Origin of the sequence: Pseudomonas sp. lyk4-R2A-8, assembly GCF_030209095.1 — a bacterium.
Classification (GTDB): Bacteria; Pseudomonadota; Gammaproteobacteria; order Pseudomonadales; family Pseudomonadaceae; genus Aquipseudomonas; species Aquipseudomonas quebecensis.
This window is the reverse complement of sequence record NZ_JARVSS010000004.1, coordinates 254,317-268,837: the sequence shown is the minus strand read 5'-3', so window position 1 is coordinate 268,837 and position 14,521 is coordinate 254,317. Positions and strand designations below refer to the sequence as shown.

Here is a 14,521-nt window from a genome sequence, read left to right as displayed (position 1 = left end):
TCGTGGCGGGGGGGGGCACCCCGCCCCGTTAGCGCTCAGTGGCCTTCAGGCATTTGAGGGCTTTGAAGTCGCTGCGCACCCCGTCGATTTTCTGAGTCAGTTTCAACCGCTGTTGCGCAGTGCTGTCCGCCATCAGGTCGATAATCAGGCTGCGCGCCTGCGCTTCCGTCTGCGCGTAGGCCGCTCGGTACTGCGGGGTCCACAGGCTTTCCCGGTCCACCAGCAGCTGCTGCATTTTTTGTGGGAAATCGGCGTTACGGCGTTGCTGCACCGCGTCGATAAACTGCGCCTGCCAATGGGCGCGGTTGCCGATCCACTGCTCATTCTGCTGGCCCAACGCTACCGACCAGGCCATGACCCTCGCTTGCTGGCTGGCGCTGAGCGGGCCCATCCAACTGTCCAGGCGCTTGCGCATGCGCTCGGCGCGTTCCTTTATCTGTTGCTCCAGTGGCGGCTTGAGGTACTCGTCCTGGCGTTTGCGCAGGTCTTTGGCCAGCGCGTCGTTCATCGCGTTGACCTGCTCATCGTCCAATCCCTTCAGCAGCTCGATAGCCGAGGGCGTGATTTCGCGGGCGACCTCGGCGATCGCTCGCTTGGCCTCTGCCGTACGGGCCTGAAGTTCGACGTCGGTGACTTGGTTGCTGTCGACCATCTGTTGCAGGCGGTCGAGCCAGTCCAGATAACCCGGCAATTGGGTGGTGCAATGCCAGGCCAGGTGTTCCTTGAGTCTGTCGTTGAACCAGCTTTTCTGCCCGGCGTTCATGTCCAGATAGTCGTTGAGGGTCCAGGGAATGATCACGTCCAGGTTGCGATAGGCCAGGCCCACGCGATTGCAGCCGGCGAGCAGCAGACTCAGGGCCAGCAGTGCCACCGTTAATTTGAGCCGACGCAGCATGAGCGAAACCTTGCGCAGAGGGGATTAGTGCATGTGAACGCTGGCCGGGTCCGACAGTTCAGCCGGTTAGTAAAACGAGCGCACGGCCTTGAGGGTCAGCAGGCCATCGCATTCTGTGTTGTGCCCGGAGTAGGCCGAGCAGTCGCCGCCGCTGAGGCTGGAATCGCTGTAAATCAGGTCCAGGTCGATGCCTTTCCAGGCGCGGGAAAATTGCACCGACCAATCGCTGAAACTGCTGATGGAGCCACCGTTCACCGAGACCGGGGAGCCCAGCTGATGGGTGGTGTACTTCATGCTCACGCCGATACCGAAGGGCTGCGTGCCGCCCAGGTCAGCGAAGAGGGTGCTGTCCTGACGGTCCGGGTCGTTGCTGAATGAGGCGCCGAAGCGATTGCCCAGCAGGTTCAGGCCACCGTAGAACTCCTGGCTGTTCATCGGGCTGAGCGTGGGGTAGCTGTAGTGGATCAGGCCCACTTCATAGCCCAGGGTCTGGTCAAAGGGGTGCTTGAAGCCCATGTAGGAATCGACTTCGAGGTTGCTGGACGATGACAGGCCCATGTTGGGCGAAAATTGGCCGAAGTACAGGCCGCTGTCGTGGCTAAGGTCCAGGCCACCGTGAAACGAATCACTGCCCGGCGACGTCGGTTTGACCAGACCCTGGGCCATGCTGCGGCTGGGGGTGGTGCCCAGCTTGAGGTCGAAGTCGCCCAATTCGCGCTGGAAGATTTGCGCTTCGGCCAGCGGGCTGGCGACCAGGGCAGTGATCAGGAATATGCAGGGTTTGAACATGCTTCACTCCATGAAAAGCGAGGAGCAGTGACGGAGAAAATCGGGCGGATGCCCGTGCTAGACGTGTGCAAGGATACCGGCGAATGGCGGGCGTTGAGCTCCGTTCGTCGATTAGCGTGCTATTGAATGCGATGTGAGGGTGTTTCTGACGCCAGCCCTAGCGCCTTGAAGGCAAGGCGCTCAGGAACCAGGGTGTGGTGCGGGGGGTTACTTCTTGCCCAGGCTGATTTGCTTGGACGGGCCGAAAGTCTGGCCGCTCACGCCCTTGGCAATTTGCTGGATTTCGCCACCGGACTTGAGGAACGCAGCGATCTGGCTGTTGATCGATTCGCTGGTTTCAACGGCGGGAGCTGGCTTTGCTTTGCTGTTGGATGCTTTTACACGCATGGCGGCCACTAACCTGTAGAAAATTAACTTGGCCAGGCATCGTACAGGAAATACTTGACAATTGCTTGGCAAATATCCCTTTGGAATAAGTGCTGCTGTCCGCAATGGCGGAAGTTCGTCACGCAAATAAGCCGCTAACTTGCTGTTTTAACTCGAAAGCCGTGCATCGGCGTGACGTTCTCCCACAGTGGAATTCACCACGATGATCTGACGAGCGGAGCAGGGCCAGTAGAAAGCCACGCAACCCCGCGATTTTTCAGGCGTGCGCGCGTGGCGGGCACAACTCGGGTAGAATGCCGCCCACGTAACGAGGGGTTTGGAAATGGCTTTAGTCGGGCGCTACAACAGTTTGCAGGTAGTCAAACACACGAACTTTGGTTTGTACCTTGATGGTGCGCAAGATGGCGAAATCCTCTTGCCTAATCGGTATATTCCCAAGGATATTCCCAGTGAAGATGAAGACTGGCTTAACGTTTTCATTTATCTGGACAGCGATGACAAACTTATCGCCACTACCGAAAAACCCAAAGTTCAAGTCGGCGAATTCGCCAGTTTGAAAGTGGTGGAAGTTAACAGCATTGGCGTGTTTCTCGATTGGGGGCTGCCTAAGGATCTGTTGCTGCCGTATTCGGAAGAAAAACGTCAATTGAGCGCGGGTGAGTATTGCGTGGTGCACGTCTATCTCGACAAGCACACCAAGCGCATCACTGCCACGGCGCGCCTGGACCGCTACCTGGACAAGACCCCCGCCAACTATCAGGTGGGTCAGGAAGTCGATCTGCTGGTCGCTGAAGCCACCGATATGGGGTTCAAGGCGATCATCAACAACAAGCATTGGGGCCTGATCCACAAGAACGAAGTGTTCAAGTTTCTGCGTCCTGGCAAGGAAGAGAAGGGCTTTATCAAAGAGATCCGCGCCGATGGCAACATCAGCCTGAGCCTGCAACCGGTCGGCCAGGAAGCGGCGTCCAGCCTGAACTCGAAGATCCTAGCCAAGTTGCGCGACAACAACGGCACCTTGCCGGTCAGCGATAAAAGTGACCCGGCGCTGATCAGCAACTTGTTCGGGGTGAGCAAAGGCAACTTCAAGAAGGCCATTGGTGCGCTCTACAAGCAGGGGCAGATTGTGATTCATGCCGATCGCATTGAACTAAGCTGAGTGCGGTTTGCTCTTCTGTAGGCACCAATCGGTGCCTACGGAGGCTGTTTCCATGACCAAGAAGACCCTGTTTGCCTACCTCGGCACTATGCTCGCGTTTCTGATTCTGGACGGCCTCTGGCTCGGCGTGGTCATGGGCCCCACCTACAAATCCCTGCTGGGCCCGCTGATGCTCGATCAGCCGCGGTTGTTGCCCGCAGCACTCTTCTATCTCTTATATGTACTCGGATGCGTCGTGTTCGTGGTGCTGCCCAGTGCCAGCTGGCAACGTGCGGCGCGCCTGGGGGCATTGTTGGGCCTGGTGGCCTATGGCACCTATGACTTGAGCAATTGGGCCACGCTGCAGGGGTGGTCCGCCCAATTGGCAATGATGGATATGGCCTGGGGCACCTTCCTCACAGCGGCCTGCTGCACGGTGGGTTATGCGTGTGCAGATCGGGTGCACCGATGATTGTGTACAGGATCAACCTGCACCGTTGCTGAGCGAAGTGCCGTTGGTTAAAGCTTGATGATCGCTTTGCAGCCCCGTGCCACAGGGATTGTGTGCCATTGGCACGTATTCTGCTGACTCTTCCGTATACAAACTATGCCGCCTTCCGTATGCACCCGCTACGGCAGCGCAGGCGGGTATGACGAGGAGCCCAGCGATGACCGAGCAATTGCCCAACGGCTACAGCCCACGCCTGTATAACCAGGACCTGGGACCACTGCCGCAGAAGTGGACTTGGTACAACATTTTTGCCTTCTGGATGAGCGACGTACACAGCGTCGGCGGCTACGTGTTCGCCGCCAGCCTGTTCGCGCTGGGGCTGGCCAGTTGGCAGGTGTTGATCGCCTTGCTCGCCGGCATTTGTATCGTGCAGTTGATCGCCAATCTGGTGGCCAAGCCCAGCCAGCAGGCGGCCGTACCTTACCCGGTGATCTGCCGGCTGGCATTCGGGGTGTTCGGTGCGAATATTCCTGCTGTGATTCGCGGCCTGATCGCCGTGGCGTGGTACGGCATTCAGACCTACTTGGCATCGAGTGCCTTGATCATTGTGGTGCTGCGCTTTTTCCCACAGATGGCGGTGTACGCCGAGCCGCATTTTGCGGGTCTTTCCTACTTGGGTTGGTTCGGATTCCTCAGCTTATGGGTACTGCAGGCCGCGGTGTTCTGGGCCGGGATGGAGTCCATCCGTCGTTTTATCGATTGGGCAGGCCCGGTGGTGTACGCCGTGATGTTTATCCTGGCCGGCTGGATCGTGTGGAAGGCCGGCTGGGCGAATATCAGTTTCACCCTGGCGGAGAAATCCCTCTCGGGTTGGCAGGCGTTCGGCCAGGTAATCGTCGCTACGGCTTTGGTGGTGTCGTACTTTTCCGGGCCTACCCTGAATTTCGGCGATTTCAGCCGCTACTGCCGCAGCATGCAGGACGTGCGACGCGGTAATTTCTGGGGCCTGCCGGTGAATTTTCTGGCGTTTTCCCTGGTCACCGTCGTGATCGTTTCAGGCACCTTGCCGGTGTTTGGCGAGATGCTCCACGACCCGATCGCGACCGTCTCGCGGATCGATAACAGCATGGCCGTTCTGCTCGGCGCCTTCGCGTTCGTGACCGCCACCATCGGCATCAACATCGTCGCCAACTTCGTGTCCCCGGCGTTCGACTTCGCCAATGTCGCACCGAGCAAAATCAGCTGGCGTGCCGGTGGCATGATCGCTGCGGTGGCTTCGATCTTCATCACCCCGTGGAACCTGTTTAACAACCCACTGATGATCCACTACACCCTGGATATTCTCGCGGCGTTTATCGGGCCGTTGTTCGGCATCCTGCTGGTGGACTTCTACCTGATCAAAAAGCAGCGGATCGACGTGGATGCGCTGTTCGACGACAGCCCGAGCGGGCGTTACTACTTCGACGGCGGCGTGAACTGGACGGCGGTCAAGGCGCTGGTGCCCGCGACGCTGGTGGGCGTCGCGATCACCTTCACCCCGGCATTGCAGGGGCTGGCCAACTTCGCCTGGTTCACCGGGTGTTTGCTGGGTGGGCTGTTCTTCCTGGTGCTGGCGCGACGCGAGCAGGTTCGCATGCCGGCGCCGTTGGTCGCGAGCTGAGTACGATCCCGCCCGCCAGTAACAGACCTGCACCGGCCATCACCAGCGCCGGCTGCAGGCCGCCGCTCAAATGGCTGCTGAACGACGCCAGCAAAGGCCCGCTCAATTGCCCGATGGCGAAGCTGGCGGTGAGCAGGCCGGTGTTGCGCTGGTAGCCGTGGGGCGCGATCTCTCGCAGGCGCGCCATCACCAGCTGCATGCACGCCAGGAACGGCCCGCCGCACAACAGCACCCCCAAAGCCAGGCCCCAGACATTGCCCAGCAGGCAGGCGAATACGCCGGCCGCTTGCAGCCATAGGGTCGTCATCAGCCAGCGGCGTGTGGTGTGCGCATCCTTGCGGCGCAGGCTCGCGGCCACCACACCGAGAGCCGATGCCAGGCCAAAGCAGGGCCAGAACAGGTCTGCCTGCCAGGCGCCCTTGAATTGCGCGCTGGCCATCTGCGACAGAAACGTCGCCGGGATGATGTAGCCCACGCCGTACAACACGTACGTCCAGCACAGATGCGTGATGCTGGCGTTGCCGCCGACGCTGGTGTCGGCCACCGGGGCGGCCGTTGCGTTGACCGGCGGCAGGAACGGTAGTATCCCAAGCAGCATCACCAACGCCACGCCGCCATACACCAGCCACAGCGTTGCGCTGCTTTGCCCAAGCAGGTTGGAGCCCAGCGCCAGCAGGCCGGTCAGCACAATCCCGAACCCCGGCCCGGCAAACACCAGCGTCCCCGCGCGCGGCCGGCCGGCGGCAATAGCCAGCGGCTGGCTCAGGCTGGTAATCATCACCAACGCCCAGGCGCTCGCCACCCCCGTGCCGAATCGCAGCAGCAGGTGCGGCCAGAACCCGTGGGCCCAGTACGAGGCCAGGGTCAGCAGCGCACACAGCCACAGCCCGCCGTACAAACGGCCACGAATGTGGTGATGGCTGCGGGCGAACATCGAATCCACGGCACCGACGAAATAGCCCAGGTAGTTGGCGGCGGCTATCAATCCCGCCCCCGTCAGGTCGATCTGACCTTCGTTGAGCAAGTGCGGCAGCTGCGGGGTGAGGGCGAAGCGGCCAATGCCCATGGCCATCATCAAGGCGACAAAGCTGGCAAGTAAGCGAATCAACGGCGACATGGTCAGGCTCCGGCGAGAGGCGAATGACGATCAGCCTAAGGTGCATTGACTTTCTGTAAAAATGAATAATAGTGAGCAACTTGTTCAGCTTTGGAGAAAGGTATGGAGTTCAGTCAATTGCGCATCTTCCAAGCCGTGGCCGAAGAGGGCTCCATCACCCGCGCGGCCGAGCGCCTGCACCGCGTGCCGTCGAACCTGTCGACTCGCCTCAAGCAGATGGAGGAACAGCTCGGCGTCGAATTGTTCGTGCGCGAACGTCAGCGCTTGCAGCTGTCCCCGGCCGGCAAAGTCTTGCTGGACTACAGCACGCGGCTATTGGCCTTGCATGACGAAGCCCACGGCGCGGTGCAAGGTGGCCAACCGGCCGGGGATTTTGTGCTGGGCAGCATGTACAGCACCGCTGCGATTCACTTGCCGACGTTGCTGGCGCGTTATCACAAGGCTTACCCGATGGTGAACCTGCAGGTCCAGTCGGCGCCCAGCGGCGAATTGCTTGAAGGCCTGATCACCGGACGCCTGGACGCGGCCTTGGTGGACGGCCCGCTGACCATCGCCTCCCTGGACGGGATCCCACTATGTGAGGAGCGCCTGGTGCTGATCTGTGAAGCGGACCACCCCCCGGTACGCGGGCCGCAGGATGTGGCCGGCCGCTCAGTGTTCACCTTCCGCCGCAGCTGCGCCTACCGTACGCGTCTGGAAAGCTGGTTTGCCCAGGATCGCGTAGCCATGGGCCGCGCCATCGAGATTGAGTCATATCAGGGCATGCTCGCCTGTGTCATCGCCGGCTCGGGAGTGGCATTGATGTCCGAATCCATGCTTGCCAGCCTGCCGGGCAGGGACAGCGTGTCCGTTCATCCGCTGATAGGGCAATTTGCCACTGCGACCACCTGGTTAATGTGGCGAAAGGGTATGCTCGGCGCTAACCTCAACGCATGGATCGACCTGCAGCAAAAAGGCAAGGCCGAGGTGCTGTCGGACACGCGCGCGATTGCTTGAGCGATCCGTCAGGATTCGGACCGATTCGGTAATAGTTCGTTGTGGTTTGGTTCAAGCAATACGTAGTACTTAGGGCTATTATCAGTAGGAAGCGGCGACATTTTATGTAAGGCAATTCAGCTACCGCCGATCCGCATTACCCTCAAAGGGGGCACCACTATGAAAGAGAAAATTCAAACCTGGCTCCATGACCTCGGCGTCGCGCTGGGCCTGATCGAGCCGCCGCTGCAACCGGTGCCGATTCGTACGGATGATGAACAGCGTCGCCCACGTCGCCGGTAATCCGCGGTTGATAGGACACTGAGGACCCCACCGCGGGAGAGGGCTTGCTGTGGCAAGCTCCCTCGCCAATAAGATACTTATGCTTCCCTGCCTGTCAGACTTTCGTCTTCAAGCGTCGGAATCAGACTACTTATTTGTCAGAATCGGCTGGCTTAGTTAATTCGAAAAATCAGCGTAGAAAATTCTCCAGCGCCTACTTGAACCTGCTGGAGATGAGGACATGACCCTCTCTTGTGTGCCGCCCGTCGTCGCCTCACTGATCGCCACCCTAGACACAGTCTTACACATCGCTCCGGTGTCGAGACGCTGGCGGGCCGAGGCTCCCGGCAATGTCGTGTTTCTTCCCCCAACCATCCCCCAACAAACGCTGCTGTTGCAGATCGCCCTGTTGCGCCCGTCCACATTGATTGTCGCGGACCAAGTCATCGATGCCGACCTCATTGAGCGATGGCGCGTCGCTCACCCGTTTGGCGACCTTTGTCTGATTCGTAGAGGCACCAGCCTGGATAAAGTACGGCTGGACCTGTGCGAAGCGAACCATATCCGGGTGATCAATACCCCAGGCGTGAACGCGCCGCATGTGGCGGCGTATGTGGCGCACTGGCTGACGCTTTCTAACGATACGATGCCCCTGGATATTTGTGTGCTCGGATACGGAAACGTCGGTAAAGAGCTGGTTAAATTGCTGTTGAAACAAGATTCGGACGCTCGGATCAGGGTTTTGGAACGAAAAAGTCGAATCCTGAACAATAGAGGGAGCGCTCAACTCGATAATAGAGTTTCATTTTTTGATGATTGGCATGAGGCAATGAAGGGGGCCCATGCTGTAGCTATCTGCTTATCGCTGAATGAAGAGTCTGCTCATCGTATTGATCAGACGCTTATACAGTGTCTACACAGTGATGCTCGCTTGATCTGCGTCGCCAAGCCAGATGTGTTCAGTAGTGAGGCTTTGCGCGCGTTGGCGGTAACTGACGATGTCCAGCTTATTCTGGACTATGGCCCTGCGACGCTGGAGGCGTTTCGGATTCGCGCAAAGGAGCTCGACTGCGCCATTGCAACTTGGCGCAGACCGCCGATGCTCACTACACATGCGGCTACAACCGAAAACTGCAATTGCGACTTGGATTACGCGGTCAGTGTTCAATTGAGCTTGACGGCTTTACGTGGGCTTGTAAGGCGTAAGCTTACACAGCCACTGACGATTCCTTCTCAGCCAGCAAATGCCGGTGCGCCGCAGGTATCTATTATCGGGCGAGGTATCAATGGCCTGCTTCAAGCCGTAATGTTGCGTCTGGCAAATTATCGTGTGGTGGTATATGGCGGAAACTCACAGAACGATGGTGCCAGTCATAAGCTCGTGAACATGCGCCATATGTCAGCAACAGAGACCATGGCAAAACCACTGCACAACGACTACTTATTTCCCATAAATCAATATTTGACTGTTGAGTGCAATCGCGCTGGTATCGAGTTGTTTGAGAAGCTACTTGTCGACAATCCGTCATTGGCGCCCTTCACGCGATCAAAGATCGTAAGAGCCTATACCGATAATATCAGCGACGTCGACGCAGCGATTGGCGAGCAACGCGATATTGAAAATAGACCTTGGCCGAGTGGTAAGCCGGGATCTGAACTGAAAGCGCTTACTCAGCAAACATTCAGCGCAGAGTTTGGAGTTCCTGGGGTCGATCAGGCGGTTGAAGTATCGGGGTACGATCTGGAGTTTATCCAGCTGATGGCTGAGATAGAGGTACTTTTGCGGCGTGCCGGGGTACAGTTCAGGTCCCGGCACCTGAGTGCGGTCGAAATTGCCCAGCTCAGTAGAGAGCACATTGTTGTCACTGCCATGGGGATAGAGGAACAAGCAGTGCTCCCAATCATCGGCTGGTTTTTCAAACTGCGCGCGATGGCTAATGAAGGTGCAAGTATACGTGGGCTTAAGTTGCAGTATGAACTGCCCATCGGCGTCATGAATTGCCGCCTGGACGAAGATTGCATTTTGATCTCCGGTGGGCAGGTTCCGCCGGGCTCATCACCGGAATACAAAGAGCAAATACTCGCCGCCTGTCTGGCAGCCGTTTCTAGACACTTTCCGACGTCTTATCGAATGGCTGTTGAGACCGGTGACTTGCACGTTATCGAATGTGCCAGGCCGGGCACCCAGGATGGTTTATCCATCGTGTACTACTGCGCCCACAACCGCATCGCCGCCGGCGGAACCTATGCCGCAGGCACCACACAGGGGTTGCTGTGGGCCGCTCTGGTGCAGGAAATTATCCAGGCCAAAGCGCCTATGGTCTTGGCCATGAACGCCCACTAAAAAACGGGTGCGACCTCCGACGTCGCACCCGTTGAAGAAATTCCCGCGCCTCACACCGCGCGCGCAGCCACACCTTGTGGTTTGCGCGACAGCAGGCTCACCGCCACGAAACTCACCAAGCCCACTGCCAGGCTGTAGTAGATCGGCGTGTTTGCATCCAGCCCGTCCTTGAACATGAACACCAGCGCCGTCACAAAGCCCAGGGTCATGGAAGCAATGGCACCGGACGTGGTGGCGCGCTTCCAGAAGATCGCCCCCATCAACGGGATCAGCATACCGCCCACCAGCAGGTTGTAGGCCAGGGTCAGGGCGCTGATGACGTCATTGACCACCAGCGCAATGCCCAGCACTGCGGTGCCGGTCAGTAGGGTGAACAGACGGTTGATGCTCAGGCTCGATTGTTTACCGCCACGCAGTCGGGGCAGCAGGTCTTCGGTCAATACCGTGGACGCTGCCAGCAGGCCGGCGCTGGCGGTGGACATCATGGCCGCCAGGGCCGCAGCGATCACCAGGCCGCGAATGCCGTCCGGCAGCGACAGTTTCACAATGGCGGCGAAGGCGTTGTTGACGTTGTCCAGGTCCGGGATCAGCACATGGGCCGCCATGCCGATCAGCGCACAGGCCAGCCCGTAGAGCACGCAATAGAAGCCGGCGAAGGTCCCGGCGTACTGCGCGACCTTTTCATCGCGGGCGGTGAAGACGCGTTGCCAGATGTCCTGGCCAATCAGGATGCCGAAAAAGTAGATCATGAAGTAGGTAATGATCGTGTCCCAGCCTATCGCGGTGAAGCTGAAACTCGACGCCGGCAGCTTGGCCACCAGTTCGTCCCAGCCACCGACGCGATACAGGCAGATCGGCAGCAGAATAAACATCAGGCCTACGGTCTTGATCACGAACTGCACGATGTCGGTGAGGGTCAGCGACCACATGCCGCCGATGGTCGAATACACCACCACGACGCCACCGCCCAGCAGCACCGAGACCCAGAACGGCAGGCCGAACAGCACTTGCAGCACGGTGCCGATGGCCAGGATCGACGTCACGCCGATCATCAGCGCATACGCCAGCATGATCACCGCGCTGGCCTGGCGTGCCATGGGGTTGTAGCGTTTTTCCAGCACCTGGGTCACGGTGAAGATCTTCAGCTTGAGCAGCGGCTTGGCCAGGAACAGGTTCAGCGCGATGATCCCCATGCCCAGCGCAGCGCACAGCCAAAAGCCGGAGATGCCATGCACATAGCCCAGGCGCACCGTGCCGACGGTGGACGCGCCGCCCAGCACCGTGGCGGCCATGGTGCCCATGTACAGCGACGGGCCCAGGTTGCGGCCGGCCACCAGATAGTCTTCGTGGGTCTTGGCGCGACGCATGCCGTAATAGCCGAGCACGAGCATGCCGGCGGCGTAGATGAGTACGACGAATAAATCCAAAGCCATGACGGCGAGTCTCCGATTGTTTTTTTCAGGCGGTTTGCGCGCGGGTTGTGGCCAAAGCCCTGGCCGACTCGGTCGGTCCATAAACCGAGGCCGGCTCCGGGAACATCCGCAGCAGCGTCAGGTACACCACCGAGGCCAGCCCCAGGGTCACCGGCAGGCTGATGTCGATGCCATCGGCCAGGTTGCCCAGCGGGCCGACGAACTGCCCCGGCAGGTTGACGAAGCACAGGCCCACCAGCGCGCTCGGGATCCATGCCCCCAGTCCGCGCCAGTTCCAGCCATGGCTGAACCAATAGCGCCCGCCGGTCTCGCCACGGGTGAACACCTGCAGGTCATCCGGGCAGTAGAAGCCGCGGCGCACGATCAGGCCGATGATCATCATCACCATCCACGGCGTGGTGCAGGTGATGATCAGCACGGCGAAGGTGGACACGCTCTGCACCAGATTGGCGGCGAAACGTCCGATAAAGATGAAGGCAATCGACATCACCCCAATCAGCAACGTCGCCTTGACCCGAGAGAGCAAACGCGGGAACACACTGGACATATCCAACCCGGTGCCATACAGCGAGGTGGTGCCGGTGGACATGCCGCCGATCACTGCGATCAGGCACACCGGCAGGAAGAACCACGTCGGCGCCACCGCCAGCAGACCGCCGACATAGTTGTTGGCCGCGATGTAGTCCGGTGCCTTGACTGCCACGATGGTCGCGGTGGCCAGCCCGAACAGGAACGGGATCAGCGTGGCGATCTGCGCCGCAATCACCGCCAGCATGATGCGCAGTTTCGGCGTCTGGCGCGGAATGTAGCGCGACCAGTCGCCCAGGAACGCACCGAAGGAAATCGGGTTGCTCATGGCCACCAGCGCGGCGCCGATAAAGGCCGCCCAGAAACCGCTCTGGCCGAGGGCCACGCTGCCGGCGAAGTGGCTGTCGAAGGCCGGTGCGAAGGCGAAGATGCCCAGCAGGAACAGCAGGCTCGCGGCCCACACGGCGATGCGGTTGACCCACAGCATGAAGCGAAAGCCGTAGATGCACACCGTCAGCACCAGCAAGGCGAACAGGCCGTAGGCCAGGCCCAGTGTCAGGTCGGTTTCCGGCAGGCCGATCAGACGTTTCGCGCCGCCTACGAGTGCGTCACCCGAACTCCACACCGACAAGGAGAAGAAGGCAATCGCCGTCAGCAGCGAGAGAAACGAGCCGACAATGCGCCCATGCACGCCAAAATGCGCGCCGGACGATACGGCGTTGTTGGTGCCATTGATCGGCCCGAACAGGCCCATGGGCGCCAGGATCAGCGCGCCCACCAGCACGCCGAGCACAATCGCCCACACGCCGGCCTGGAACGACAGGCCGAACAGTACCGGGAAGGAGCCCAGCACGGCGGTGGCAAAGGTATTGGCACCGCCGAAGATCAGTCGGAACAGATCCTTGGGGCTGGCGGTACGCTCGTGGTCCGGGATCTGTTCGACCCCGTTGGTTTCTATGGTGCGAATACTTTTTTGGTTGTTTTTATTATTCATGATCAGCTCCGATCACATTGGCTAAGGGGGCGGCAGCCCTTCCGGCATAGCGGACAAATGTTCGTGACAGGCCAGCCACAGGCCTTGTTCTTGTTGTGTGCCAGACCCTTGTCGAATAAACACAATGGTCTCGCGTTCCTGGCTGAAGCATTGCTCCCCGTGCATGCGCAACGCGGTGGCCACGTCATGCATGAAAATCGCCACATCCCCGTGCAGGCTGACGTGGGCGTTACTCGACGTGCAGGACAGCACCTCGAATCCATCGTCCCTGCGCCAGCTGTCCCACAACGACTGGTAGGCGTCGCGACTCAGCAGCGGCTGGGTGAGGGTGTGGAACACAAAGCTGGCATCGGCCGTGAACGCGCCGAAGTAAGCGGCGCGGTCATTGCGGGCGAAGGCTGCCACCAGGTCGGCGGCCGCTTGCAGCACCTCCTGCGTGCTCATCAGCGGTGCGCCACGCCGGGCAGTACACAGAGCATTTCGTACAGCAGATTCGCACCCAGCAGCGAGGTGTTGCCGGTGGTGTCGTAGGGCGGCGACACTTCCACCAAGTCGCAACCCACCAGGTCAAGCCCCTGGCAGCCGCGGATGATTTCGATCGCCTGGATGGTGGTCAGGCCGCCGATTTCCGGCGTGCCGGTGCCGGGCGCCCAGGCCGGGTCGATGCCATCGATATCGAAGCTCAGGTAGACCGGGCCACCGCCGACTTTTTCCCGCACTTCGGCCATCAGCGGCGCAAGGGAGTGGTGCCAGCATTCTTCGGCCTGGACCACGCGAAAGCCCTGTTTGCGGCTCCAGTTGAAGTCCTCGGCGGTATAGCCCTGAGCACGCAGGCCGATCTGCACCACGCGGTCGCAATCGAGCAGGCCCTCTTCCACGGCGCGGCGGAACGTGGTGCCGTGGGCGATTTTCTCGCCGAACATATGGTCGTTGACGTCGGCGTGGGCGTCGATGTGCACCAGCCCGACCTTGCCGTATTTCTTGTGGATCGCCCGCAGGATCGGCAGGGTGATGGTGTGGTCGCCGCCCAGGGTCAGGGGGATCACGTCGTGTTCGAGGATCTGGTGATACGCCTCTTCAATGATGCGCACCGCGTCGAGCAGGTTGAAGGTGTTGATCGCCACGTCGCCGATGTCCGCCACCGACAGCGAGTCGAACGGTGCGGCGCCGGTGGCCATATTGTAAGGGCGGATCATCACCGATTCGGCGCGAATCTCGCGTGGCCCGAAGCGGGTGCCGGCGCGCAGTGAAGTGCCGATGTCCAGGGGCACGCCGATAAACGCGGCGTCCAGGCCCTGGGCCGTTTGCAGGTGGGGCAGGCGCATCATGGTGGCGATGCCGGCAAAGCGCGGCATTTCGTTGCCGCCCAGTGGTTGGTGAAAAATCTTGTCCACGGGAGTGCCTCATCGTTGTTTTGGTTGTTGGGGGCCGATTCTGCGAAAAGCCTGGAGAGGGAAGAATCGGCTGAGGCAAATACTTAGTTCAGGTTTTTCTAAACTAAAGGGGCGGGTAGACTGCTGCTCTCGAC

General features: G+C 59.9%; 14 protein-coding genes. 6 read left to right on the top strand and 8 right to left on the bottom strand.

From position 1 onward, the window contains the following. Positions 1 to 28: 28 nt before the first annotated feature. The 3 genes from QRN10_RS05590 to QRN10_RS05580 form a co-directional block, all read right to left on the bottom strand. Positions 29 to 895 (bottom strand): DUF6279 family lipoprotein, encoded by an 867-nt coding sequence (locus QRN10_RS05590; RefSeq protein ID WP_253508823.1) that lies wholly within the window; start codon positions 893 to 895, stop codon positions 29 to 31. Between the two features lie 66 nt (positions 896 to 961). After that, positions 962 to 1,684, bottom strand: coding sequence for a TorF family putative porin (locus QRN10_RS05585; protein ID WP_181075992.1), 723 nt, complete (start codon positions 1,682 to 1,684; stop codon positions 962 to 964). Between the two features lie 207 nt (positions 1,685 to 1,891). Then, positions 1,892 to 2,071 carry a PFL_1563 family small protein gene (locus tag QRN10_RS05580; protein WP_003193095.1) on the bottom strand — a complete coding sequence of 60 codons (180 nt, stop codon included), beginning with the start codon at positions 2,069 to 2,071 and terminating at the stop codon, positions 1,892 to 1,894. A gap of 322 nt (positions 2,072 to 2,393) precedes the next feature. On the opposite strand from QRN10_RS05580, the gene QRN10_RS05575 reads away from it, so the two are divergent. The 3 genes from QRN10_RS05575 to QRN10_RS05565 all read left to right on the top strand — a co-directional run bounded on the left by QRN10_RS05575 (position 2,394) and on the right by QRN10_RS05565 (position 5,320). After that, positions 2,394 to 3,230 carry a CvfB family protein gene (locus tag QRN10_RS05575; protein ID WP_181075990.1) on the top strand — a complete coding sequence of 279 codons (837 nt, stop codon included), beginning with the start codon at positions 2,394 to 2,396 and terminating at the stop codon, positions 3,228 to 3,230. A 52-nt stretch (positions 3,231 to 3,282) separates the two neighbouring features. Beyond that, the gene (locus tag QRN10_RS05570) at positions 3,283 to 3,681 is read left to right on the top strand and encodes a DUF2177 family protein (RefSeq protein ID WP_253508818.1); all 399 of its coding nucleotides are present in this window, start codon (positions 3,283 to 3,285) and stop codon (positions 3,679 to 3,681) included. A 196-nt stretch (positions 3,682 to 3,877) separates the two neighbouring features. Continuing rightward, positions 3,878 to 5,320: an NCS1 family nucleobase:cation symporter-1 gene (locus QRN10_RS05565; RefSeq protein WP_181075986.1), complete on the top strand. Its 1,443-nt coding sequence runs from the start codon at positions 3,878 to 3,880 to the stop codon at positions 5,318 to 5,320. On the opposite strand, the gene QRN10_RS05560 is transcribed toward QRN10_RS05565, so the two are convergent. Then, positions 5,232 to 6,437 carry an MFS transporter gene (locus QRN10_RS05560; protein WP_285427979.1) on the bottom strand — a complete coding sequence of 402 codons (1,206 nt, stop codon included), beginning with the start codon at positions 6,435 to 6,437 and terminating at the stop codon, positions 5,232 to 5,234. The genes QRN10_RS05565 and QRN10_RS05560 overlap by 89 nt on opposite strands. 102 nt (positions 6,438 to 6,539) lie before the next feature. On the opposite strand from QRN10_RS05560, the gene ptrR reads away from it, so the two are divergent. The 3 genes from ptrR (at position 6,540) to QRN10_RS05545 (ending at position 10,038) form a co-directional block, all read left to right on the top strand. Next, the gene (gene ptrR / locus QRN10_RS05555; RefSeq protein ID WP_181075982.1) at positions 6,540 to 7,433 is read left to right on the top strand and encodes a putrescine utilization regulator PtrR; all 894 of its coding nucleotides are present in this window, start codon (positions 6,540 to 6,542) and stop codon (positions 7,431 to 7,433) included. A 159-nt stretch (positions 7,434 to 7,592) separates the two neighbouring features. After that, positions 7,593 to 7,715 carry a PA1414 family protein gene (locus QRN10_RS05550; protein ID WP_017737772.1) on the top strand — a complete coding sequence of 41 codons (123 nt, stop codon included), beginning with the start codon at positions 7,593 to 7,595 and terminating at the stop codon, positions 7,713 to 7,715. 220 nt (positions 7,716 to 7,935) lie between these two features. Then, complete coding sequence (locus tag QRN10_RS05545) at positions 7,936 to 10,038, top strand: FAD-dependent oxidoreductase (RefSeq protein WP_253508813.1); 2,103 nt, start codon at positions 7,936 to 7,938, stop codon at positions 10,036 to 10,038. 50 nt (positions 10,039 to 10,088) lie between these two features. Here the strand turns inward: QRN10_RS05545 and QRN10_RS05540 are convergent, their stop codons facing one another. The 4 genes from QRN10_RS05540 to speB are packed head-to-tail and all read right to left on the bottom strand — an operon-like array spanning position 10,089 to position 14,387. Continuing rightward, a complete protein-coding gene (locus tag QRN10_RS05540; protein ID WP_181075978.1) occupies positions 10,089 to 11,471 on the bottom strand; it encodes a sodium:solute symporter family protein in 1,383 nt (460 codons plus the stop codon). A 25-nt stretch (positions 11,472 to 11,496) separates the two neighbouring features. Beyond that, entirely contained in the window at positions 11,497 to 12,993 is a 1,497-nt protein-coding gene (locus QRN10_RS05535) for a purine-cytosine permease family protein (protein WP_285427978.1), read from the bottom strand. Between the two features lie 21 nt (positions 12,994 to 13,014). Beyond that, positions 13,015 to 13,437, bottom strand: a complete 423-nt coding sequence (locus QRN10_RS05530; RefSeq protein WP_253508811.1) for a nuclear transport factor 2 family protein — start codon at positions 13,435 to 13,437, stop codon at positions 13,015 to 13,017. After that, a complete protein-coding gene (gene speB / locus QRN10_RS05525; RefSeq protein WP_181075972.1) occupies positions 13,437 to 14,387 on the bottom strand; it encodes an agmatinase in 951 nt (316 codons plus the stop codon). Before speB ends, QRN10_RS05530 begins: the two co-directional genes overlap by 1 nt. Between the last annotated feature and the right edge of the window lie 134 nt (positions 14,388 to 14,521).